We start from the raw sequence: 22,964 nt of genomic DNA on the forward strand, positions 1-22,964 counted from the left end.
GGGTGATTAGGCGAGCGCGGCGACAGCGGCCACGATCTTCTCGGCGGCGTCGTTCAGGCCTTGGGCCGAAGTCAGCTTGAGGCCGGATTCATCCAGAATCTTGGCGCCCAGTTCCGCGTTATTGCCTTCCAGACGAACCACGACCGGCACGGTCACGTTCACTTCCTTCACAGCGGCGATGATGGCTTCGGCGATCATGTCGCAGCGGACGATGCCGCCGAAGATATTGATCAGCACGCCCTTAACCGACTCATCGGCCAGGATCAGCTTGAAGGCTTCGATCACGCGTTCCTTGGTGGCGCCACCGCCCACGTCCAGGAAGTTGGCCGGTTGGCCGCCCTTGAGCTTGATGATGTCCATGGTGGCCATGGCCAGACCGGCGCCGTTCACCATGCAACCGATATTGCCTTCCAGGGCCACGTAGTTCAGGTCGAACTCGGACGCCTTCAGCTCACGCTCGTTTTCCTGCGACTTGTCGCGCAGGGCCACGATGTTCGGCAGGCGGAAAGCAGCGTTGCTATCGATGCCGATCTTGGCATCCACGCAGCACAGTTCACCATTGCCACGGATGGCCAGCGGGTTGATTTCGAACAGGGCGAAGTCGTTTTCCACGAAAGCCTTGTAAGCACCCATCATCAGGCCGGTGAATTGCTTAATCTGCTTTTCGTCCAGACCCAGGGCGAAGCCGGCTTCCCGCGCTTGGTATGGCTGCAGGCCAACCAGCGGATCGACCACGGTCTTGATGATCTTTTCCGGGGTGTTGTGGGCGACTTCTTCAATCTCCACGCCGCCTTCGGTCGAGGTCATGAACACGATGGAGCGGGTCGAGCGGTCGACCACGGCGCCCAGATACAGCTCGCGCTGCACCGGGTACATGTCTTCGCACACCAGCAGCGAGCCAACCGGCTGGCCCTTGGCGTCAGTTTGGTAAGTGACCAGACGCTTGCCCAGCAGGCTCTTGGCAACGTCGGCAGCCTCTTCCGCGCTCTTCACCACCTTCACGCCACCGGCCTTACCACGGCCACCGGCATGCACTTGCGCCTTCACCACGGCAAACTTGCCGCCCATGGAGCGGAAAGCGTTGGCGGTTTCTTCCGGCGTCGTGGCCAGGATGCCCTTTTGTACCGGCAGGCCGTACTTGGCCAGCAGGTCTTTCGCTTGGTATTCGTGCAGATTCATTGCTTGTTCCCTTTTTGAGAGATTGGCTTAACAGGGAAGGACGAAGGGTGAAGGATTGGGCTCTCGCCCTACCCCGCTCCCTCCCCCCTTCTCTCAAGTTCGATTAACTGTGCAGCGTACGACCATCGCAGCCGAGCGCGGCTTCATGCAGCGCTTCGGACAGGGATGGATGCGCGTGAACGATACGGGCGATATCTTCGCTGGACGCGCTGAATTCCATGGCCACCACGGCTTCCGAAATCAGTTCAGACGCGTACGGGCCAACGATGTGCACGCCCAGAATGCGGTCAGTCTTCTTGTCGGCCAGCATCTTGACGAAGCCCTTGGCCTCGCCCAGCGCCAGTGCCCGGCCGTTAGCCGAGAACAGGAACTGGCCCTTCTTGTACTCAACGCCTTCGGCCTTGAGTTGCTGCTCGGTCTTGCCCACCCAGGCGATTTCCGGGCTGGTGTAGATGACCCAGGGCACATTGTTGAAGTCGACATGCGGGTGCTGGCCGGCAATGCGCTCAGCCACGGCCACGCCTTCTTCGCTGGCCTTGTGGGCGAGCATCGGGCCGCGCACCACATCGCCAATCGCCCAGACATTGGCCAGATTGGTCTGGCAGTCGTCGTTGACGTCGATCTGGCCACGTTCGGTCAGCTTCAGGCCCACTGCTTCGGCATTCAGGCCGGCGGTGTTAGGCACGCGGCCAATCGAGACGATCAGCTTGTCGAACACGGCCTTTTGCTCGGCGCCAGCGGCGTCGACATAATTCACCGTCACATCCTTCTTGCCGGCCTTGATCTCGCCGATCTTCACCCCGGTGTTGATCACAAGGCCGGTGTCCTTGGTCAGGAACTTCAGCGCTTCCTTGGCCACCTGTTCGTCGGCGGCGCCGAGGAAGGTGGGCATGGCTTCCAGTACGGTCACTTCCGAACCGAGGCGCTTCCAGACCGAACCCATTTCCAGGCCGATCACGCCGGCGCCGATCACGCCGAGGCGCTTCGGTACGGCCGGAATCGCCAATGCGCCTTCGTTGTCGAGCACCAGCTTGTTGTCGATGGTCACGCCGGGCAGCTGACGCACGCTGGAACCGGTGGCGATGATCACATGGGTCGCTTCGATGGCCTCGACCTTGCCATCAGCCAGCTTGGCTTCCAGCACGTACTTATCGCCATTCTTGGCCTTGAAGCTGCCGGTGCCGTGGAAGGAGGTGACCTTGTTCTTGCGGAACAGGAAGGCAATGCCGCCGGTGTTCTTGGCGATGATCTCTTCCTTGCGCTTGAGCATCTGGCCCACGTCCATCTTCACGGCACCGGTGCTGATGCCATGGTCGGCAAAGCTGTGCACGGCGTGGTGGTAGTTCTCGGACGACTGCAGCAGCGCCTTGGACGGAATGCAGCCCACGTTCAGGCAGGTGCCGCCGAGGCTGGGCTTGCCTTCGGCATTGGAGGTAGCATCGATACAGGCGGTCTTGAAACCGAGCTGAGCGGCGCGGATGGCAGCCACATAGCCGCCGGGGCCACCACCGATGACGACGACGTCAAATTGTTGGGACATGATTGGGAACCTTGTGAAGGTTGAGGCGTTGGGGATGAGGCGGACTCACTCACACCGTTCGGTCATGACGGGGAAAGGGCTGGGGGAAGCGAGAGCGCCTCCCCTTGCGCCCCTCACGCATCAGATGTCCAGCAGCAGGCGAGCCGGATCTTCGATCGCTTCCTTGATCGCCACCAGGCTCAGCACGGCTTCGCGGCCGTCGATGATGCGGTGATCGTAGGACTGGGCCAGATACATCATTGGCAACACCACCACCTGGCCGTTTTCGACCATGGCGCGTTCCTTGGTGGCATGCATGCCCAGAATCGCGCTTTGCGGCGGGTTGATGATGGGGGTGGACATCATCGAACCGAAGGTGCCGCCATTCGAGATGGTGTAGGTGCCGCCGCTCAGCTCTTCAATGGTCAGCTTGCCTTCCTGGGCGCGCTTGCCGAAGTCGGCAATCTGCTTCTCGATCTGCGCGAGGCTCAGTTGGTCGGCATTGCGGATCACTGGCACCACCAGGCCACGCGGGCTGCCCACGGCCACACCGATATCGTAGTAACCGTGGTAGACGATATCGTTACCGTCGACCGAGGCGTTCACAATCGGGTACTTCTTCAGCGCGTGCACGGCGGCCTTCACAAAGAAGCCCATGAAGCCGAGCTTGATGCCGTGTTCCTTCTCGAACTTGTCCTTGTACTTATTACGCAGCTCCATCACCGGCTTCATATTCACTTCATTGAAGGTGGTGAGGATGGCGGCGGTCGATTGCGATTCGACCAGACGCTCAGCGACGCGCTGACGCAGACGCGACATCGGCACGCGCTGTTCGGCGCGATCGCCCAGCGGTACCACCACGGCCGGAGCCGGAGCGGCCTTGGCCGCCGGCGCAACGGCCGGCTTGGCGGCAGCAGCGGCCACATCTTCCTTGAGCACGCGGCCATCGCGGCCAGTGCCTTGGATCTTGCTGGTATCGATACCGGCATCGGCCGCGGCCTTCTTGGCAGCCGGCATGACGGCGGTGCCAAAGCCAATCGCGTTTTCCGGCACGCCAGCTGCAGCGGCAGCGGCAGCCACGCGGGCGGGTTCCTGGGCAATCGGGGCGGCAGCCGGGGCGCTGGCAGCGCTGGCGCCGGCCTTGGCTTCGGTATCGATGGTAGCGATCAGCTGGTGGCTGACCACGGTGGCGCCGTCGCCCTGCACCAGGCTGACGATCACACCCGCCTGCGGTGCCGGCAGCTCAAGCACCACCTTGTCGGTTTCCAGATCAATCAGGTTTTCGTCGCGTTCGACATACTCGCCGACTTTTTTCTTCCAGCTCACCAGCGTGGCTTCGGAAACGGACTCGGGCAGTTGGGGGACTTTGACTTCGATCAGCATGTTATTGGCTCCATGGGGTCGGCCAGACTTGGGATTTCGACATTACCAAGCGGCCGCTCATGGCGGCCGCTTTGATCTTGACAACGCTTACTTCAGATTGATGGCTTCATCGACGAAGGCCTTGAGCTGGGCAGTGTGCTTGCTCATATAGCCCACCGCCGGCGAGGCGGACGAAGGACGGCCAGCGTACAGCAGAGTCTGCTTGGCGGACATACAGGCTTCCAGCCGATGGCGGATCTGATGCCAAGCACCCTGGTTCTTCGGCTCTTCCTGCACCCACATGATTTCCTTGGCCGCGCTGTACTTGCCCAGCTCGGCCTTCAGCTCGTCGGTCGGGAACGGGTACAGCTGCTCGACACGCACGATAGCCACATCCTTCTGGCCACGCTCGACGCGCGCATTGTGCAGGTCGTAGTAGACCTGACCGGCGCAAACGATCACGCGCTTAACCTTCTTGGCATCGCTTACCGTGCTGTCGCCAATCACCGGGCGGAAGCCGCCCTGGGTGAAGTGCTCGAGCGGGCTCATCGAATCCTTGTAGCGCAGCAGGCGCTTGGACATGAAGATGATCAGCGGCTTGCGGTAAGGGCGCAGCTGCTGGCGACGCAGCACATGGAACATCTGGCTGGCTTCGGACGGCATGACGATCTGCACATTGTGCTCGGCACACATTTGCAGATAGCGCTCGAGGCGGGCCGAGCTGTGCTCAGGGCCTTGGCCGTCGTAGCCATGCGGCAGCATCATGGTCAGGCCGCAGTAACGGCCCCACTTGGTTTCACCGGAGGTGATGAACTGGTCAATCACCACCTGGGCGCCGTTGGCGAAGTCGCCGAACTGCGCTTCCCAGATCACCAGCTCGTCGGGGGCCGAAGAGCTATAGCCGTATTCGAAGGCCAGCACGGCTTCTTCGTTCAGGATGGAGTCGATGACCAGGAAATGGCCCTGGCTGTCGCTCAGATTGCGCAGCGGCACATGCGCGCCGGCATCCCACTTCTCGCGATTCTGATCATGCAGCACGGCATGGCGATGGCTGAAGGTGCCACGACCCGAGTCCTCACCCGAGATACGCACGCCATAGCCCTTCTCCAGCAGCGAGCCGTAGGCCAGCGTTTCGGCCATGCCCCAGTCGATATTCTGCTTGCCGGCGGCCATCTCGATGCGCGCGGCCAGCACCTTCTCCACCGTCGGGTGGAGCTTGAAGCCTTCCGGTGCCTTAACGGCCTTCTCAGCCAGGCGGCCGATTTCGGCAGCGCTCAGCGTGGTGTCGGTCGGGTGGGCCCAATGGGTGCCCTTGAAGGCGCTGAAGTCAATGGCAAAGCTGCGCTTAAAGTCGGTCAGCGTGGTCTGCTCAACATGCTCGCCCTTGTCCAGCGCGGCGCGGTAGGCCTTGATCAGGCCATCGGCTTCATCGGCGCTGAGCAGGCCTTCAGTAACCAAGCGGTCGGCGTACATCTTGCGCGCACCGGGGTGCTTGGCAATCTTCTTGTACATCATAGGCTGGGTCAGCATCGGGTCATCACCCTCGTTGTGACCGAGCTTACGGAAGCAGACGAGATCGATCACCACGTCCTTCTTGAACTCGCGGCGGAAGTCGAGCGCCGCTTGCACCACGAAGCAGACCGCTTCCGGATCATCACCGTTCACATGGAAGATCGGCGCCTCGATCATCTTGGCGATATCGGTGCAGTACAGCGAGGAACGCGTGTCGCGCGTGTCACTGGTGGTGAAACCGATCTGGTTATTGATAACGATATGTACCGTACCGCCCACGCCGTAACCACGGGTCTGCGACAAGTTGAAGGTGCCCTGGTTGGTACCCAGGCCGATAAAGGCCGAGTCACCGTGCAGCAGCACCGGCAGCACCTGCTCGCCGGTACGGTCGCCACGACGTTGCTGACGCGCGCGGGCCGAGCCGACCACTACCGGGTTGACGATTTCCAGGTGGGACGGGTTGAAGGCCAAGGAAACGTGCACGGCGCCGCCCGGAGTCGGGATGTCCGAGCTGAAGCCCATGTGGTACTTCACGTCGCCCGAGGGCAGATCGTAGCTGTACTTGCCTTCGAATTCGGAGAACAGATCGGCCGGGCGCTTGCCCAGCGTGTTGACCAGCACGTTCAGACGGCCACGGTGGGCCATGCCGATCACCATTTCCTGCACACCATGCTCGCCCGAGGTCTGCACCAGATGATCGAGCGCAGCGATCATGCTTTCGCCGCCTTCCAGCGAGAAGCGCTTCTGGCCCACGTACTTGGTGTGCAGATAACGTTCGAGCGTTTCGGCTGCGGTGATCTGCTTGAGGATGCGCAGCTTCTTGTCGCGGTTGAAGCTGGGAGTGGAACGCTCGCCCTCGAAACGCTTCTGCACCCACTGGCGCTGGGCCGAGGTGGTGATGTGCATGTATTCGAGGCCGATGGTGCCGCAGTAGGTCTGCTTAAGGCGCGCCAGGATATTGGCCAGCGAATCGCGCTCTGGGCCAACCAGATTGCCGCAGTTGAAGATCAGGCCCATATCGGCATCGCTCAGGCCATAGGTGGCCGGGTCGAGCTCGGGCAGCAGGGTCTGGTCGGTGCGCTTGAGCGGGTCGAGCGAGGCATAGCGCGCGCCGATGATGCGATAGGCCGAGATCAGGCGCAGTACAGCCACCTGCTTCTTGTTCGCCTCGGTCTGCGCCGCGGCACTCACGCCACCCACGCGCGGCTGCTTGGCCATCTGCACGAAGGATTCTTCGATGGAAGCGCGCGGGATATCTCGGTCGGTGGTGCCGGGCAGTTGCTGCAGTTTGTCGAAATAGTCCCGCCATTCCGCGGAGACGCTCTGCGGATCGACCAGGTATTGTTCATAGAGCTCTTCGATGAACGGGGCATTACCACCGAACAAATAGGACTGGCTCTGGAAGGTTTGCATCATGTTGATGGCCTTTTACTTTTCAGTGCTGCGCTTGGGGCGAGACGATTTCGACAAACTGTTGTTACGGATTGCGCACAGATACGCCCGGCCGAAACCGGGCGTACTGGGCATTGCTTAAGCGCGCTTATCGATCGCGACATAGTCGCGACGAGGGGCGCCGGTGTAGAGCTGACGCGGACGACCGATCTTCATGGTCGGATCCGAGATCATTTCGCTCCAGTGCGAGATCCAGCCCACGGTACGGGCCAGCGCGAAGATAGGCGTGAACATGGAGACCGGGATGCCGATAGCCGACAGCACGATGCCCGAGTAGAAGTCCACGTTCGGGTACAGCTTGCGCTCGATGAAGTAAGGATCGCTGAGGGCGATCTTTTCCAGCTCCATGGCCAGCTTGAACTTGGGGTCGTTGTGCAGACCCAGCTCGTTCAGCACCTGGTCGCAGGTTTCCTTCATGATGGCGGCGCGCGGGTCCATATTCTTGTACACGCGGTGACCGAAGCCCATCAGCTTGTAGCGCTTGTCCTTCACGCCCTGCATGAAGTCAGCCACCTTGGACACGTCGCCGATCTCGTCGAGCATCTTCAGCACGGCTTCGTTGGCGCCGCCGTGCGACGGGCCCCACAGACAGGCGATACCGGCAGCGATACAGGCGAACGGGTTGGCGCCCGAGGAGCCGGACAGACGCACGGTCGAGGTCGAGGCATTCTGCTCGTGGTCGGCGTGCAGGGTGAAGATGCGGTCCAGGGCCTTGGCCAGCACCGGGTTCACCTTGTATTCCTGTACCGGGGTCGAGAACATCATGTACAGGAAGTTCTCGGCGTAGCTCAGGCCAGCCTTCGGGTAGTTGAGCGGCAGACCCTTGTTGTAGCGATAGGCTTGGGCAGCAATGGTCGGCAGCTTGGCGATCAGGCGGAAGGCCGCCACTTCGCGGTGGTGCGGATCATTGATATCCAGCGAGTCGTGGTAGAAGGCAGACAGCGCGCCGACCACGCCAACCATCACGGCCATCGGGTGGGCATCGCGACGGAAACCACGGAAGAAGTTGTGAATCTGATCATGCAGCATATTGTGGCGCATGACGGTGTAGTCGAAGTGCTCCTTCTGCTCCTTGGTCGGCAGTTCGCCGTTCAGCAGCAGGTAGCAGACTTCGAGGTAGTCGGCGTGTTCAGCCAGCTGCTCGATCGGGTAGCCACGGTAGTAGAGCTGGCCCAGGTCACCGTCGATGAAGGTGATCTTGGATTCGCAGCTGGAGGTCGACAGAAAGCCCGGGTCATGGGTGAACATGCCGGTCTTGCCGAAAGCGCGGATATCGACGACGTCCGGACCCAGGGTGCCCTTGAGCACCGGCAGGTCGACACTGTTCTGACCGTCGTTGTAAGAGAGCGTAACTTTGGAGGCTTCAGCCATGAAAAATGCTCCTGATTAAATGTCGGATGAAGCGAGGGCGGATCTTGCACACCACCCAAGCCCTCGAACTAAGCGCGCATTGTTATTGTTGCTTAACCACTTGCCAGTGCCGTAGCCGCGCCAGGATAGGGGCGAGACGTGCATCCGTGGTGTCGGTTTTGCCATCCACCAGTTCTAGCAGATCAATGTCCGGCAGCATCAGCAAGTCTTGGTAGACGTCCAGCTCGGCGTCGGTCAGGCCCTCGAAATCGTGTTCGAGAAACATCTCGAACACGATGTCCAGTTCCAGCAGACCGCGCCGTGAACGCCAGCGGAGTCGGTTCTTGTCCGCTTGGGTATAAGTCACTGTATGAGCCTCAGGCAATCCGCTTGACCATCAGCTCTTTGATCTTGCCAATCGCCTTGGTCGGGTTCAGATGCTTGGGACACACGTCCACGCAGTTCATGATGCTGTGGCAACGGAACAGGCGGTATGGGTCTTCCAGATTGTCCAGACGCTCATTGGTCGCGGTATCGCGGGTATCGGCGATAAAGCGGTAAGCCGCCAGCAGGCCGGCCGGACCAACGAACTTGTCCGGGTTCCACCAGAAGGATGGGCAGGAGGTCGAGCAGCACGCGCACAGGATGCACTCGTACAGGCCGTCGAGCTCTTCACGATCTTCCGGGCTCTGCAGACGCTCATGCGAGGGCGGCGGCGTGTCGTTGATCACATAGGGCTTGATCGAGTTGTACTGCTTGAAGAACTGGGTCATGTCCACGATCAGGTCGCGGATCACCGGCAGGCCGGGCAGCGGACGGATTTCCACCGGCTGCTTGAGACCGGCGATATCGGTCACGCAGGCGAGGCCGTTCTTGCCATTGATATTCATCGCGTCTGAGCCGCACACGCCTTCACGGCAGGAACGACGGAAGGACAGGCTGTCATCCACAGTCTTCAGGCGCACCAGCGCATCGAGCAGCTTCTTGTCGCTCGGTTCGAGTTCGACTTCGATGTCCTGCATATACGGCTTGGCATCGACATCCGGGTTGTAGCGGTAGAGCTTGAATTGCATCTTCATGATCGGGTCTCCGGCACGTTCGCTTAGAACGTACGCTCCTTCGGCGGGATGTAATCGACGGTCAGCGGCTTGGTGTGCACCGGCTTGTAGTCGAGGCGGCGCTCCTGGTTGAAGAACAGCGAGTGCTTCATCCAGTTCTCGTCGTCACGCTTCTCGAAGTCGTCGTGCGAGTGGGCGCCACGCGATTCCTTGCGGGCATCGGCCGCGATCATGGTGGCCACGGCCACTTCGATCAGATTGTCCAGCTCGAGGGCTTCGATACGGGCGGTGTTCCAGACCTTGGACTTGTCCTTGATCTGGGTGCGCTTGGCGCGCTCGGCCACTTCGGCGATTTCCTTCACGCCCAGAGCCATGTTCTCGCTATTGCGGAACACACCGGCACGCAGCTGGATGGTCTTCTGCATCGCTTCACGCACCACATTGACTTCTTCGCCACCGGTCTGGTTTTCCAGGCGGGCAATACGGGCCAGGCTGAAGTCGGCTGCGTTTTCCGGCAGCGGCTTGTGGGTCGGGCGTTCGTTCTTGATGAACTCGATCATGCTGTCGCCAGCTGACTTGCCGAACACCACGAGATCAAGCAGCGAGTTGGTGCCGAGGCGGTTCGCACCATGCACCGAGGCACATGCGCATTCGCCAGCAGCGTAGAAGCCGTTCACACGCACTTCCGGGTTGCCGTCCTTGGGTACCATCACCTCGCCCAGATAGTTGGTGGGGATACCACCCATCTGGTAGTGCGTGGTCGGGATGACCGGGATCGGTTCCTTGATCGGGTCCACGCCAGCGAACTTGATGGCGATTTCGCGGATCGACGGCAGGCGGTGATTGATTACCTCGGGGCCGAGGTGGTCGAGCTTGAGCAGCACGTGGTCCTTGTTCTTACCGGCACCACGGCCTTCCAGCACTTCCAGCGCCATGCAGCGCGAGACGAAGTCACGCGGGGCCAGGTCCTTCAAGGTAGGCGCATAGCGCTCCATGAAGCGCTCGCCATTGGCATTAAGCAGAATGCCGCCCTCGCCACGCACGCCTTCGGTGATCAGCACGCCGGCACCGGCCACGCCGGTCGGGTGGAATTGCCAGAATTCCATGTCCTCGAGCGGAATACCGGCGCGCGCGCACATGCCCAGGCCGTCACCGGTATTGATGAAGGCATTGGTGGATGCGGCATAGATACGGCCGGCACCGCCAGTGGCGAACAACACCGCCTTGGCGTGCAGCACATAGACTTCGCCCGTTTCCATTTCCAGCGCGGTCACACCGACCACATCGCCATCGGCGTCGCGGATCAGGTCGAGCGCCATCCATTCAACGAAGAACTGGGTATTGGCGCGCACATTGCGCTGGTAGAGCGTATGCAGCAGCGCGTGGCCGGTACGGTCGGCCGCAGCGCAAGCGCGTTGCACCGGCTTCTCGCCGAAATTGGCGGTATGGCCGCCGAAGGGACGCTGATAAATACGACCCGATTCCACGCGGTCAAATGGCATGCCGAAGTGTTCGAGCTCAATCACAGCCTCAGGGGCGGTCTTGCACATGAACTCGATCGCGTCTTGGTCGCCGAGCCAGTCAGAACCCTTGACGGTGTCGTACATATGCCATTCCCACTTGTCTTCCTGGACGTTGCCCAGCGAAGCGGAAATGCCGCCTTGCGCTGCCACGGTGTGCGAGCGAGTCGGGAAAACCTTGGACAGCACGGCGGTCTTCAGGCCGGCTTCGGAAAGCTGCAGTGCGGCGCGCATACCGGCACCACCGGCACCGACGATCACCGCATCGAATTGACGTTTAGCGACGTTCGCCATTACACACCCCACACGACTTTGATTGCATAAATGAAGCTACCCAGCAGCCACAGAATGGTGGCAATGTGCAGGGTGAGGCGCAGGCCCAGAGGCTGTACATAGTCCATCCAGATATCGCGCACACCAACCCAAGCATGCAGCAGCAGGGCGATGACGGTAACCGTGGACAGCACGCGCACCCAGGTGCAATCGAACAGGGCTTTCCAGCCCTCGTAGCTGGTTTGTGCGGCAAGAACGAGGAAGGCAAGCAGGCCGATCGTGTAGACCAGCATGACCACGGCGGTGACGCGCTGCAGCAGCCAGTCGCGCAGGCCGTAATGAGCGCCGATGACGTGACGATTTACCACAGCACACCTCCGATGATGGCAGTCAGAGCCAGGCTGACGACGATGACAGCTTTGGCCGTAGCGCGGGCGGTGGAGAGTTCCAGGCCCTTATGGATGTCCAGCAAAAGGAAACGGATGCCGGCGCAGGCGTGATGCAGATAAGCCCACAGCAGAACCAGCAGACCGAGCTTGATGATCGGGTGGGATACGAAGCCGCGGTAGGCCTCGAATTGGGCTTCACTGCTGAGGGAACCCGCCAGCAACCAGAACACGACCGGAATGGCCAGGAACATAAGCGCACCGCTCACGCGATGCAGAATCGAGACAATGCCCGGTATCGGAAGCCTGATCTTGGGGAGATCCAAGTGTTTCGGCCGTGTTTTCGCCATGACGCGTTTCCTTTTTGTATTAATACGACGACGCGGGCCATACCGCGCCGCCTTCCCGGAGCACCACCGTCCGGGTGAAGCAAAGCCTTTCGATTGTAGCAAACGGTGCCGCGCTTACCGCCCTGGCCCACGTTTATAAAAAGACCCTGCTATCAATACCGTGGCGATTCAGACACGATAAACGTAGTGATCGGTGCGGCAACGCAACACAGACCACTCAACGGGTTCGCCATCCAAGCCACCAGCGGTTCTCGCCACTTCCAGGAGCGGGCGATCCGCCTCTACTCCCAGCAGCCGGGCTTCCTCACGCCCAGCCATGCCCGCCCGGAACTGCGGCGGGGCCGAAATCACTCGCAAGCCAAACTCGCGCCACCATACGGTGCGCAGATTGCAATTGGCCTGCTTGATACGCCGCGCATCCAAACCTTCAAAACGCTCGGCCGCGACAAAATTCTCAATCACCGCGAATGGCTCACCCGCCACGCGCACCAGGCGCTTGACCGCCAGCAGAATGGCGCCGCGCCGCAGTCGTAAGGCTTCGGCCGCCTCTTCACCGGCATTGCTGCGCGCGCAGGCGAGCAGTTCCAGCGAAGTATCCAGGGGCCGTGTGGCGCCGGGCAATTCGGCTTTGCCCCAATCGTCCGCCACCTCGGCAATGAAGGTACCCATGCCCTGACGGCGTATCAGCACTCCTTCTGCCGCCAGGCTATCGAGGCCCTTGCGCACCGTTCCCTGACTGACACCAAAGCGATCCGCCAGTTCGAATTCACTCGGCAGCGCCTCGCCGGCATCCCATTCGCCCTGCTCGATCGCCAGCACGATGCGGTCTCGCACCTGACTGTATAGCGGCTGACGACCCGGCAACTCGGTCGCACCACGCAATGGCGCACTGGACATAGGCTGACGATAAGCTTTCGGTGAATTTTGCGCTTTATACGCCACCCACAAGCCGCTGTCCAACGCAGTCTTCTATAAGACAAAAGATTGCAATGCAACACGCGTCTGGCAAAACCGCAATCCGGGTGATTTCAGTAGCTTGTGATGCTAGACTCGGTTCGATTGCTGTGCTGCGACATAGGCTTTTCACTCTAATTCCAATGCCGGCCAGACTCTCCCTCCCCCTTATCAAGCTCCAGGAGCACCACGATGAAGAAACCCGTTCGCGTTGCCGTTACCGGCGCAGCCGGCCAGATCGGTTACAGCCTCTTGTTCCGCATCGCCTCTGGCGAAATGCTGGGCAAAGATCAGCCCGTCATCCTGCAAATGCTGGAACTGCCGATGGAGAAGGCCCAGGCCGCGCTGAAGGGCGTGATGATGGAGCTGGAAGACTGCGCCTTCCCGCTGCTGGCTGGCATGGTCGGCACCGATGATCCGGAAGTGGCCTTCAAGGATGTGGACGTGGCCCTGCTGGTGGGCGCCCGTCCGCGCGGCCCCGGCATGGAGCGCAAGGATCTGCTGCTGGAAAACGCCAAGATCTTCACCGCCCAGGGCGCCGCCCTGAACAAGGTTGCCAGCCGTGACGTGAAGGTGCTGGTGGTTGGCAACCCGGCCAACACCAATGCCTATATCGCCATGAAGTCGGCGCCGGATCTGCCGGCCAAGAACTTCACCGCCATGCTGCGTCTGGACCACAACCGCGCGCTGAGCCAGCTGGCTGCCAAGGCCGATGTGGCCGTGGCCGATATCGAAAACCTGGTCGTGTGGGGCAACCACAGCCCGACCATGTACCCGGACTACCGCTTCGCCACCGTGAATGGCGCGTCGCTGAAGACCAAGATCAACGACGAAGCCTGGAACAAGGACACCTTCATTCCCAAGGTGGGCAAGCGCGGCGCCGCCATCATCGAAGCACGTGGCCTGTCCTCGGCTGCATCGGCTGCCAACGCCGCCATCGACCACATCCGTGACTGGGTGCTGGGCACCAATGGCAAGTGGGTGACCATGGGCATTCCGTCCGATGGCTCCTACGGCATTCCAAAGGATGTGATGTACGGCGTGCCTGTTACGTGCGAAAACGGCGAGTACAAGCGCGTGGAAGGTCTGGAAGTGGACGCCTTCTCGCGTGAGCGCATGGACTTCACCCTGGCTGAGCTCGAGGAAGAGCGCGCCGGCGTGGCCCACCTGCTCGGTTAATTCCGCACAGGTCGGCAAAAAAGGGCGAACCTCGGTTCGCCCTTTTTCATGTCCGGCGCCAGCGCCGAGCTCAGCTGTCCTGCGCAGCCAATACCGGCACGTCGGCTACAAAGACCTGGGTGCCGGCTTCGCGCAACGCCGCGGACAAATGCTCAGGCACCGGCCTATCGGTGAACAGGCAGTCAACCTGCGATAAATGTCCGAGCCGCACCAGTGCCTCGCGGCTGAACTTGGTGTGATCGGCCACCAGCCAGACCTGGCGCGACTGTTCGATGATGGTCTGCGCCACCTTGACCTCCTGATAGTCGAAATCACGCAGCGTGCCATCCGGCTCGATGCTGGATACGCCAATGATGCCGATATCGACCTTGAACTGACGGATGAAGTCCACCGTCGCCTCGCCCACCACGCCGCGGTCACGCGTGCGCACCACCCCGCCCGCCACAATCACCTCGCAATCGGGGTTGGCCGACAAGGTCATCGCCACATTCAGATTATTGGTGACCACGTGCAAGCCACGATGGCGCGCAAGGGCATTCGCCACCGCCTCGGTGGTGGTGCCGATATTGATGATCAGTGACTTGTCATTCGGCAGCTGACTGGCCAGCAATTCGGCAATACGTTGCTTGGCCTCGCTATTGAGCACCTGGCGCTGCGGATAGGCGATGTTCTGCACGCTGGACGGCAGCCCTACCCCGCCGTGATAACGGCGCACCAGCTCTTCATCCTCCAGCTGGCTGATATCACGCCGTATGGTCTGCATGGTCACCCCGAAGTGGGTGGCCAGCAGCTCGACCGATACGAAACCGCGACTGCGCACCAGCGCCAGCAATTCCATCTGCCTTGGATTCACAGCCTCTTCCTTGTCCGATTAGCAAACGCTCAAAAAACCTTAGCACATTTTCTAAATTGCGCGATATGCGACAGCAGCATGCCGCGCCAAGCCAAGTAAAAGACAGCCAACATCTCTCATAAAAATATGCAACACATTGAATTTAATTATGAAAATCAAATTCTGCAGTATTGCTTCAGCATGCAAAGCACCCACCAGGGTACTCATCACCCATATCAGGGAAAATAAATAAACGAACTTAAACGAAAATATTCTTGGCAGAGATTCGATCATTTGCGTACATTTTCCTCACACACATCGGCCCAAGGGCTGAGGAGAGAGGCGTGCAAAGAAGTGAATTCGATGTCGTCGTGGTGGGGGGAGGCATCAACGGTGCCGGGATTGCCCGCGATGCGGCCGGACGCGGCCTGTCGGTACTGCTGTGCGAAAAGGATGACCTCGCACGCCACACCTCCTCGGCCAGTACCAAGCTGATCCATGGCGGCCTGCGCTATCTCGAGTACTACGAATTCGGCTTGGTGCGCAAAGCGCTGCAGGAACGCGAGGTGCTGCTCAAGGCCGCGCCGCACATCATGTGGCCGCTGCGCTTCGTCATGCCACACGACAGCCACCTGCGTCCGGTCTGGATGATACGGGCTGGTCTCTTCCTGTATGACCATCTGGCCAGGCGCGAGATATTGCCGGCATCCAGCGCCATCCGCCTGCCCGAGCATCCGGCTGGCCAGCCCTTGCGCGGCCAGTTCCAGCGCGGCTTCGTCTATTCGGATGGCTGGGTGCAGGACGCCCGCCTGGTCACGCTGTGCGCGCTCGATGCGCACGAACGCGGCGCCGTGGTGCAGACACGCACACGTTGCAGCCGTGCCGAGCGCGGCAGCCAACACTGGCAGATCAGTCTGGAGGACAGCAGTGGCGCCACGCGCACCGTGCAGGCACGCGCCCTGGTCAATGCTGCCGGCCCCTGGGTCGGCGACTTCCTGCGCGACGTGGCCCAGGTGCAGTCCAAGCGCCGCGTGCGCCTGATCAAGGGCAGCCATATCGTGGTCAAGAAGCTGTATGAACACCCCTATGCCTACATCTTCCAGAACCCGGACAAGCGCATCATCTTCGCGATTCCCTATGAGGAAGACTTCACCCTGATCGGCACCACCGATATCGAATACCGCGGCAAGGCCGAGGAGGTGGCCATCGATCAGGACGAGATCGACTATCTGTGCCAGATGGCCAGCCGCTACTTCACCCAGCCGATCACCCCGGCCGATGTGGTCTGGCATTACTCGGGCGTGCGCCCGCTGCTCGACGATGAATCGGACGACGCGGCCGGGGTGACGCGCGACTACGATCTGTCGCTCGACACCCAGGGGGCGGCGCTGTTGTCAGTGTTCGGCGGCAAGATCACCACCTTCCGCAAGCTGGCAGAGGAAGCAGGTGACCGCCTGCAGCAACTGCTGGCCAAGGGCAGCGGTGCCTGGACCGAGCGCGCCACCCTGCCCGGCGGCGATATGCCGGCCGCCGACTTTGCCGCCTTCCTTGCCAATATGCGCGCCATGCATCCCTGGCTGCCCGAGCGCTTGTCGCTGCGCTGGGCGCACAGCTATGGCACGCGTTGCGCACAACTATTACGCGGTGCGAACAGCCTGGCCGACTTTGGCACCGAGGTGCTGCCGGGCCTCTATGCACGCGAAATCCGCTATCTGATCGAGCAGGAATGGGCCTTGAGCGCCGAGGACATTCTGTGGCGGCGATCCAAGCTTGGCCTGCATCTGCCGGCCGATAGCGCCAGCCGCCTGGATGCCTGGCTGACCGACCATGTTGCCAATACAACAGAAGCGAAAGGAAGCACACGCAGTGCGTTCAACTAGCCTATAAATCGCCTACTTGCCAGGCGACCTGCGCGCCCGGCAAGCAACGCCAAGCCCGAGACAGGGTTGCGTTCGAATGGATAACGGAGACAGATCTACATGCAGCTTCAACTGGACGGCATCAGCAAGCAGGTCGGTGCGGATACGCATATCTACCCGCTCAGCCTGAGCCTCGTGCCCGGCAAGATCAATGTGCTGCTCGGCCAGACCCGCGCCGGCAAAACCACGCTGATGCGCCTGATGGCCGGGCTGGACAAGCCCAGCAGCGGGCGCCTACTGGCCGATGGTGTGGATGTGACCGGGGTCTCGGTGCGCAAGCGCCAGCTGGCCATGGTCTACCAGCAATTCGTCAACTACCCGTCCTTCACGGTGTTCGAGAACATCGCCTCGCCGCTGCGCCTGGCCGGCCAGCTTGGGGAAGCGGAAATCCGCAGCCGGGTCGAGGCGGTGGCCGACAAGCTGCATATCGCCCATCTGCTGCAACGCCTGCCGGGCGAGCTGTCGGGTGGCCAGCAGCAGCGCACCGCCATGGCGCGCGCCCTGGTCAAACAGGCGCCGCTGCTTTTGCTGGATGAGCCGCTGGTCAATCTCGACTACAAGCTGCGCGAGGAATTGCGTGCCGAGCTGAAGGAGCTGTTCCAGCACAGCCAGACCACGGTCGTGTATGCGACGACCGAGCCGCAGGAGGCGCTACTGCTCGGTGGCAATACCATCGTCCTCGACCAGGGGCGTCTGCTCCAACAAGGCCCGACACTGGAGGTCTTCCACCATCCGGCCAGCATGCGCGTGGCCGAAGTGTTCAGCGATCCACCTATGAATCTTTTCGCCGCCCAGGTAAGCGGCGCACAGCGCGCGGCCGAGCTCGGTGGCGATATCGCCCTACCGCTCGGCCCCCATCTGCAGGCGCTGGGCAGCGAGCGCTACACCCTGGGCGTACGCCCCAGCCATGTACGCCTGACGCCCGCCAGCGCGCACGACTACCGCCTGCACTGCGAGGTGGAACTGGCCGAGATCAGCGGCTCGGATACCTATCTGCACACCCGGCATGGCGAGATCAGCCTGGTGGCCCAGCTGCCCGGCGTGCATGAACTGGCGCCCGGCAGCGCCGTGGCGCTGTACCTGAACCCCAGCGAAGTCTTCGCCTTTGGCGCTGATGGCCGCCTGGCCGGCTCGCCCCAACGTCGCCAAGCCCAAGGGAGCGCGCCATGGCCAGCATAGAACTGAACGGCCTCGGTCACCGTTACCCGGGTAGCAGCGATTACGCGCTGCAGCCGCAGACCATGCGCTGGGAAGATGGTGGCGCCTATGCCCTGCTCGGCCCCTCGGGCTGCGGCAAGACCACCCTGCTCAATATCATTTCCGGCCTCTTGATACCGAGCGAGGGCCGTGTGCTGTTCGACGGCCGCGATGTGACCACGCTGCCCACCGAGCAGCGCAATATCGCCCAGGTTTTCCAATTCCCGGTCATCTACGACACCATGACCGTGTTCGACAACCTGGCCTTTCCGCTGCGCAATCGCAAGCTGCCGGAAAGCGAGGTGCGCAGCCGGGTAGCCGAAATCGCCGAAATCCTCGACCTGAGCAGCGAACTAAAGCGACGCGCCAGCGGCCTGTCGGCCGAGGACAAGCAGCGCATCTCGCTCGGGCGCGGTCTGGTGCGCAAGGATGTGGCCGCTGTACTGTTCGACGAGCCGCTGACCGTAATCGACCCGCATGTGAAATGGCTGCTGCGCCGCCAGCTCAAGCGCATCCACCACCAGCTCAAGCTCTCGCTCATCTATGTGACCCACGACCAGATCGAGGCACTGACCTTTGCCGACCAGGTGGTGGTTATGTACCAGGGCCAGGTCGTGCAGATGGGCACGCCACAGGACCTGTTCGAAGCGCCCGCGCATACCTTTGTCGGCCACTTCATTGGCAGTCCGGGCATGAATCTGCTGCCTTGCGAACTGAATGGCGACTCGATCCGGGTGGGCGAGCAGTCGCTGGCAATTCCGCCCGCACTGGCCCAGCAGCTGGCCCAGGTAAGCGGACCGCTGACCCTGGGCGTGCGGCCGGAATTCGTGCGCTGCGCGGCCGAGGGCGAACTGGCCAGCCTGCATGCACGCGTGCTGCGTCTCGAAGACCTGGGCACCAGCAAGCTGTTGACCGTGCAGCTCGGCGCACACCAGCTCAAGGTCAAACTGGGCGAACACGCCGAATTGCCGGGCGAGCAGGTGCAGCTGGCGCTGCAGCCCGAGCGCACCATGTTCTACGCCGCCGAACGGCGCGTGGCTTAGGAAGACGCGATGAAGACCTATAACAACAAGGCCTGGCTGCTGGTGCTGCCCGTGGTGCTGTGCGTGGCCTTTTCGGCCATCGTGCCGCTGATGACGGTGGTCAACTACTCGGTGCAGGACATCCTCGGCCCCGATCAGAAGGTGTTTGTCGGCACCGAGTGGTTCAAGCTGGTGATGCGCGACCCCGAGCTGCACGAGGCACTGGGCCGGCAGATCCTGTTCTCGGCCGCCGTGCTGGCCATCGAGATCCCGCTCGGCATTCTGCTCGCGCTGGCCCTACCCGCCCAGGGTTGGCGTTCCTCGCTGGCCCTGGTGCTGCTGGCCATGCCGTTGCTGATTCCACAGAACGTGGTCGGCACCATCTGGCAGATCTATGGCCGCGGCGATATTGGCCTGGCGGGCGCGGCGCTCAATGGTCTGGGCCTCGATTACAACTACACCGGCGATTCGATGGATGCCTGGCTGACCGTGCTGGTCATGGATATCTGGCACTGGACACCGCTGATTGCACTGCTGGCCTTCGCCGGCCTGCGCGCCATTCCCGAGGCCTATTACCAGGCCGCGCGCATCGACGGCGCCTCGCGCCTGGCGGTGTTCCGCTTCATCCAGCTGCCCAAGCTGCGCGGCGTGCTGTTGATTGGTCTACTGCTGCGCTTCATGGACAGCTTCATGATCTACACCGAGCCCTTTGTGCTGACCGGCGGCGGCCCCGGCAATGCCACCACCTTCCTCAGCCAGTACCTGACGCAAAAGGCAGTCGGCCAGTTCGACCTTGGCCCAGCCGCCGCATTTTCGCTCATCTACTTCCTGATCATCCTGCTCGCCTGCTTCGTGTTCTACAGCCTGCTGCAGAACGCGGGGCCGACAGAGAAAGCGGAGCACTGAGCCATGAAGAAACGCTCGTTTGGCCTGATCCTCTACCTGATCTTCGCCATCCTGCCCATCTACTGGATGGTCAATATGTCCCTGAAGACCAATGAGGAGATCACCGGTGCGCTGAGCCTGTGGCCCCAGCATCTGACCTTCGACAACTTCCGCACCATCCTGACCGACCCGGCTTGGTATGGCGGCTATATCAACTCACTGATCTATGTGCTGATCAATACCGTGCTATCGGTGGCGGTGGCCTTACCGGCCGCCTATGCCTTCTCGCGCTATGAATTCCTCGGCGACAAGCATCTGTTCTTCTGGCTGCTGACCAATCGCATGAGCCCGCCGGCCGTCTTCCTGCTGCCCTTCTTCCAGCTTTACTCGAGCATCAATCTGTTCGACACCCATATCGCGGTGGCGCTCGCGCACATGCTGTTCAATGTGCCGCTGGCGGTGTGGATACTGGAAGGTTTCATGTCCGGCGTACCGCGCGAGATCGACGAGACCGCCTATATCGACGGCTACAGCTTTCCGCGCTTCTTCATACGTATCTTCATCCCACTGATCAGTGCCGGTATCGGGGTCACCGCCTTCTTCTGCTTCATGTTCAGCTGGGTGGAACTCTTGCTGGCACGCACGCTGACCTCGGTGGAAGCCAAGCCCATCGTCGCCATCATGACGCGCACCGTCTCGGCCGCCGGCATGGACTGGGGCGTGCTCGCCGCGGCCGGTGTGCTGACCATCGTGCCGGGCGCCCTGGTCATCTATTTCGTACGCAACTACATCGCGAAGGGTTTCGCGATGGGGCGTGTGTAGGAGTTCAACATGGAATTGTTCGCCTGGATGGCTTGGACCACACCGGTTGCAGTGTTCTTTATCAGCGTGGCGGTGCTGCTGCTTGGCATGACCGTATGGCAAATCAAATCGCCCACAGTGGCGCGGCGCGGATTTCTGCCCCTGCGCACCACGCGCGGTGATCGACTCTTTCTCGGCCTGCTCAGCGCCGCCTATATCAACCTGGCCTGGACCGGCCTCACCGATTTGAGCCAGTGGTTCGGCGCCGGCATCGCCCTGCTCTGGCTGCTGGTGGTGATGCGCTGGGGCTAGCTGGCCAGCACAGCATAGGTATCAAAACAGCCGCAGGCGCAGCCTTCCACCTGGAGCTGGGATTTACCCTCGAAGGTATGGTCACACAATAAGGAGACAGCCGTGGTCAAGAAACTGGTAGTGGCAATCAGCCTCGCCTTCAGCGCACCGCTCGTAGTGGCAGGCCCTGCCGAGGCGCAGAAGTGGATAGACAGCGAATTCCAGCCCAGCACGCTGAGCAAGCAGCAGCAGATGGATGAGATGAAGTGGTTCATCGCCGCGGCCGACAAGCTCAAGAAAGCCGGCATCAACGAGATCAATGTGGTGTCGGAAACCATCGACACCCATGTGTATGAATCGAAGACCCTGGCCAAAGCCTTTACCGAGATCACCGGCATCAAGGTCAACCATGACCTGATCCAGGAAGGTGATGTGGTCGAGAAGCTGCAGACCCAGATGCAATCGGGCAAGAATATCTACGACGGCTGGATTTCCGACTCCGACCTGATCGGCACCCATTTCCGCTACGGCCAGATCGTGCCACTGACCGACTTCATGGCTGGCGAAGGCAAGGAGTACACGAGCCCGACGCTCGACCTGAAGGACTTCATCGGTCTGAAGTTCACCACCGCGCCCGATGGCAAGCTCTACCAGCTGCCCGACCAGCAGTTCGCCAATCTGTACTGGTTCCGTGCCGACTGGTTCGAGCGCAAGGACCTGAAGGACAAGTTCAAGGCCAAGTACGGCTATGAATTGGGTGTACCGGTCAACTGGTCGGCCTATGAGGACATCGCCAACTTCTTTACCAATGATGTGAAGACCATTGATGGCGTGAAGGTGTATGGCCACCTCGACTACGGCAAGAAGGACCCTTCGCTGGGTTGGCGCTTTACCGATGCTTGGCTGTCCATGGCTGGTACCGCCGACAAGGGCATTCCGAACGGCATGCCGGTGGACGAATGGGGTATCCGTGTAGCGGCCGACAAGTGCACCCCGGTCGGCGCCTCGGTCAGCCGTGGCGGCGCTACCAATAGTGCGGCCGCCGTGTATGCACTGAGCAAGTACATCGACTGGATGAAGGCCTATGCGCCACCCCAGGCGCTGGGCATGACCTTCTCGGAAGCCGGCCCGGTGCCGGCCCAGGGCAATATCGCCCAGCAGATCTTCTGGTACACCGCCTTTACCGCCTCGATGAACAAGCCGGGTCTGGCCGTGGTGAACAAGGACGGCACGCCGAAGTGGCGCATGGCCCCTGGCCCGCATGGCCCTTACTGGAAGGACGGCATGCAGAACGGCTACCAGGACGTGGGCAGCTGGACCTTCTTCAAGTCCACCCCGCTGCCGCGCCGCCAGGCTGCCTGGCTGTATGCGCAGTTCGTCACCGCCAAGACCACCTCGCTGAAGAAGACCATCGTCGGCCTGACCCCGATCCGCGAATCGGACATCCAGAGCAAGGCGATGAGCGATATGGCGCCCAAGCTCGGCGGTCTGGTGGAGTTCTACCGCAGCCCGGCACGCGTGGCCTGGACGCCGACCGGCACCAATGTGCCTGACTATCCGAAGCTGGCGCAGCTGTGGTGGAAGAATGTGGCCACCGCGGTAGCCGGCGAAAAGACCCCGCAAGCCGCCATGGATAACCTGGCCAAGGAAATGGATGCGGTGATGGCCCGCCTGCAGCGCGCCGGCATGAGCAAGTGCGCGCCCAAGCTCAACCCGGAGAGCAATGACTGGGTGGGCAAGGGTGGCGCACCCTGGGCCAAGCTGGCCAACGAGAAGCCCAAGGGCGAAACCGTGCCTTACAACCAGCTGCTGCAAGCCTGGAAGGAAGGCCGGGTTAAGTAGTTGATGCGTATGGGCAGGCTGGCCATGCGGCACACGCGGCATGGCCAGCCCGCTTGAATTCGCCGGGTCGGGCGGGTATAC

General features: G+C 61.4%; 20 protein-coding genes. 8 read left to right on the forward strand and 12 right to left on the reverse strand.

Translation table 11 applies throughout. The annotated features are described in order from the left end of the window. Positions 1-6: 6 nt before the first annotated feature. The 11 genes from sucC to BT173_RS07735 form a co-directional block, all read right to left on the reverse strand. Positions 7-1,179, reverse strand: coding sequence for an ADP-forming succinate--CoA ligase subunit beta (gene sucC, locus BT173_RS07685; protein ID WP_072428053.1), 1,173 nt, complete (start codon positions 1,177-1,179; stop codon positions 7-9). Positions 1,180-1,282: 103 nt separating this feature from the next. Further along, positions 1,283-2,719, reverse strand: coding sequence for a dihydrolipoyl dehydrogenase (gene lpdA, locus BT173_RS07690; RefSeq protein ID WP_072428054.1), 1,437 nt, complete (start codon positions 2,717-2,719; stop codon positions 1,283-1,285). A gap of 120 nt (positions 2,720-2,839) precedes the next feature. Next, positions 2,840-4,081, reverse strand: coding sequence for a 2-oxoglutarate dehydrogenase complex dihydrolipoyllysine-residue succinyltransferase (gene odhB, locus BT173_RS07695; protein WP_072428055.1), 1,242 nt, complete (start codon positions 4,079-4,081; stop codon positions 2,840-2,842). 87 nt (positions 4,082-4,168) lie between these two features. Then, on the reverse strand, positions 4,169-6,988 hold the full coding sequence (locus tag BT173_RS07700; protein ID WP_072428056.1) for a 2-oxoglutarate dehydrogenase E1 component: 2,820 nt from the start codon (positions 6,986-6,988) through the stop codon (positions 4,169-4,171). 114 nt (positions 6,989-7,102) lie between these two features. Further along, the gene (gltA, locus tag BT173_RS07705) at positions 7,103-8,395 is read right to left on the reverse strand and encodes a citrate synthase (protein WP_072428057.1); all 1,293 of its coding nucleotides are present in this window, start codon (positions 8,393-8,395) and stop codon (positions 7,103-7,105) included. Between the two features lie 82 nt (positions 8,396-8,477). Next, positions 8,478-8,741 carry an FAD assembly factor SdhE gene (locus BT173_RS07710; protein ID WP_072428058.1) on the reverse strand — a complete coding sequence of 88 codons (264 nt, stop codon included), beginning with the start codon at positions 8,739-8,741 and terminating at the stop codon, positions 8,478-8,480. A 10-nt stretch (positions 8,742-8,751) separates the two neighbouring features. Then, positions 8,752-9,447, reverse strand: coding sequence for a succinate dehydrogenase iron-sulfur subunit (locus tag BT173_RS07715; protein WP_308417565.1), 696 nt, complete (start codon positions 9,445-9,447; stop codon positions 8,752-8,754). A 29-nt stretch (positions 9,448-9,476) separates the two neighbouring features. After that, a complete protein-coding gene (gene sdhA / locus BT173_RS07720; protein WP_072428060.1) occupies positions 9,477-11,246 on the reverse strand; it encodes a succinate dehydrogenase flavoprotein subunit in 1,770 nt (589 codons plus the stop codon). After that, complete coding sequence (sdhD, locus tag BT173_RS07725; protein WP_072428061.1) at positions 11,246-11,593, reverse strand: succinate dehydrogenase, hydrophobic membrane anchor protein; 348 nt, start codon at positions 11,591-11,593, stop codon at positions 11,246-11,248. The genes sdhA and sdhD overlap by 1 nt, the downstream gene beginning before the upstream one ends. Next, positions 11,587-11,961: a succinate dehydrogenase, cytochrome b556 subunit gene (gene sdhC, locus BT173_RS07730; protein ID WP_072428062.1), complete on the reverse strand. Its 375-nt coding sequence runs from the start codon at positions 11,959-11,961 to the stop codon at positions 11,587-11,589. Before sdhC ends, sdhD begins: the two co-directional genes overlap by 7 nt. A gap of 168 nt (positions 11,962-12,129) precedes the next feature. After that, on the reverse strand, positions 12,130-12,921 hold the full coding sequence (locus BT173_RS07735; RefSeq protein WP_139256091.1) for a GntR family transcriptional regulator: 792 nt from the start codon (positions 12,919-12,921) through the stop codon (positions 12,130-12,132). A 186-nt stretch (positions 12,922-13,107) separates the two neighbouring features. Here BT173_RS07735 and BT173_RS07740 point away from each other — a divergent pair, with 186 nt between their 5' ends. Continuing rightward, a complete protein-coding gene (locus BT173_RS07740) occupies positions 13,108-14,094 on the forward strand; it encodes a malate dehydrogenase (RefSeq protein WP_072428064.1) in 987 nt (328 codons plus the stop codon). A 70-nt stretch (positions 14,095-14,164) separates the two neighbouring features. On the opposite strand, the gene BT173_RS07745 is transcribed toward BT173_RS07740, so the two are convergent. Continuing rightward, on the reverse strand, positions 14,165-14,947 hold the full coding sequence (locus BT173_RS07745; protein ID WP_072428065.1) for a DeoR/GlpR family DNA-binding transcription regulator: 783 nt from the start codon (positions 14,945-14,947) through the stop codon (positions 14,165-14,167). A gap of 323 nt (positions 14,948-15,270) precedes the next feature. On the opposite strand from BT173_RS07745, the gene glpD reads away from it, so the two are divergent. The 7 genes from glpD to BT173_RS07785 all read left to right on the forward strand — a co-directional run bounded on the left by glpD (position 15,271) and on the right by BT173_RS07785 (position 22,883). Further along, entirely contained in the window at positions 15,271-16,806 is a 1,536-nt protein-coding gene (gene glpD, locus BT173_RS07755; RefSeq protein WP_072428067.1) for a glycerol-3-phosphate dehydrogenase, read from the forward strand. A 99-nt stretch (positions 16,807-16,905) separates the two neighbouring features. Further along, positions 16,906-18,024, forward strand: coding sequence for an ABC transporter ATP-binding protein (locus tag BT173_RS07760; protein WP_072428068.1), 1,119 nt, complete (start codon positions 16,906-16,908; stop codon positions 18,022-18,024). After that, on the forward strand, positions 18,012-19,085 hold the full coding sequence (locus BT173_RS07765; RefSeq protein WP_072428069.1) for an ABC transporter ATP-binding protein: 1,074 nt from the start codon (positions 18,012-18,014) through the stop codon (positions 19,083-19,085). The genes BT173_RS07760 and BT173_RS07765 overlap by 13 nt, the downstream gene beginning before the upstream one ends. Positions 19,086-19,094: 9 nt before the next feature. Beyond that, positions 19,095-19,970, forward strand: a complete 876-nt coding sequence (locus tag BT173_RS07770; RefSeq protein WP_072428070.1) for a carbohydrate ABC transporter permease — start codon at positions 19,095-19,097, stop codon at positions 19,968-19,970. A 3-nt stretch (positions 19,971-19,973) separates the two neighbouring features. Then, the gene (locus BT173_RS07775; RefSeq protein WP_072428071.1) at positions 19,974-20,771 is read left to right on the forward strand and encodes a carbohydrate ABC transporter permease; all 798 of its coding nucleotides are present in this window, start codon (positions 19,974-19,976) and stop codon (positions 20,769-20,771) included. Between the two features lie 9 nt (positions 20,772-20,780). After that, on the forward strand, positions 20,781-21,062 hold the full coding sequence (locus tag BT173_RS07780; RefSeq protein WP_072428072.1) for a DUF2160 domain-containing protein: 282 nt from the start codon (positions 20,781-20,783) through the stop codon (positions 21,060-21,062). A 102-nt stretch (positions 21,063-21,164) separates the two neighbouring features. Beyond that, positions 21,165-22,883 carry an ABC transporter substrate-binding protein gene (locus BT173_RS07785; RefSeq protein ID WP_072428073.1) on the forward strand — a complete coding sequence of 573 codons (1,719 nt, stop codon included), beginning with the start codon at positions 21,165-21,167 and terminating at the stop codon, positions 22,881-22,883. Positions 22,884-22,964 lie beyond the last annotated feature (81 nt).

Source organism: Chitinimonas taiwanensis DSM 18899, from assembly GCF_900119825.1.
GTDB lineage: Bacteria > Pseudomonadota > Gammaproteobacteria > Burkholderiales > Chitinimonadaceae > Chitinimonas > Chitinimonas taiwanensis.

Coding starts and splice junctions, on each gene's coding strand:
- sucC (WP_072428053.1), bottom strand. CDS start 1,179: ATGAATCTGCACGAATACCAAGCGAAAGACCTGCTGGCCAAGTACGGC.
- lpdA (WP_072428054.1), bottom strand. CDS start 2,719: ATGTCCCAACAATTTGACGTCGTCGTCATCGGTGGTGGCCCCGGCGGC.
- odhB (WP_072428055.1), bottom strand. CDS start 4,081: ATGCTGATCGAAGTCAAAGTCCCCCAACTGCCCGAGTCCGTTTCCGAA.
- BT173_RS07700 (WP_072428056.1), bottom strand. CDS start 6,988: ATGATGCAAACCTTCCAGAGCCAGTCCTATTTGTTCGGTGGTAATGCC.
- gltA (WP_072428057.1), bottom strand. CDS start 8,395: ATGGCTGAAGCCTCCAAAGTTACGCTCTCTTACAACGACGGTCAGAAC.
- BT173_RS07715 (WP_308417565.1), bottom strand. CDS start 9,447: ATGCAATTCAAGCTCTACCGCTACAACCCGGATGTCGATGCCAAGCCG.
- sdhA (WP_072428060.1), bottom strand. CDS start 11,246: ATGGCGAACGTCGCTAAACGTCAATTCGATGCGGTGATCGTCGGTGCC.
- sdhC (WP_072428062.1), bottom strand. CDS start 11,961: ATGGCGAAAACACGGCCGAAACACTTGGATCTCCCCAAGATCAGGCTT.
- BT173_RS07740 (WP_072428064.1), top strand. CDS start 13,108: ATGAAGAAACCCGTTCGCGTTGCCGTTACCGGCGCAGCCGGCCAGATC.
- BT173_RS07760 (WP_072428068.1), top strand. CDS start 16,906: ATGCAGCTTCAACTGGACGGCATCAGCAAGCAGGTCGGTGCGGATACG.
- BT173_RS07765 (WP_072428069.1), top strand. CDS start 18,012: ATGGCCAGCATAGAACTGAACGGCCTCGGTCACCGTTACCCGGGTAGC.
- BT173_RS07770 (WP_072428070.1), top strand. CDS start 19,095: ATGAAGACCTATAACAACAAGGCCTGGCTGCTGGTGCTGCCCGTGGTG.
- BT173_RS07775 (WP_072428071.1), top strand. CDS start 19,974: ATGAAGAAACGCTCGTTTGGCCTGATCCTCTACCTGATCTTCGCCATC.
- BT173_RS07780 (WP_072428072.1), top strand. CDS start 20,781: ATGGAATTGTTCGCCTGGATGGCTTGGACCACACCGGTTGCAGTGTTC.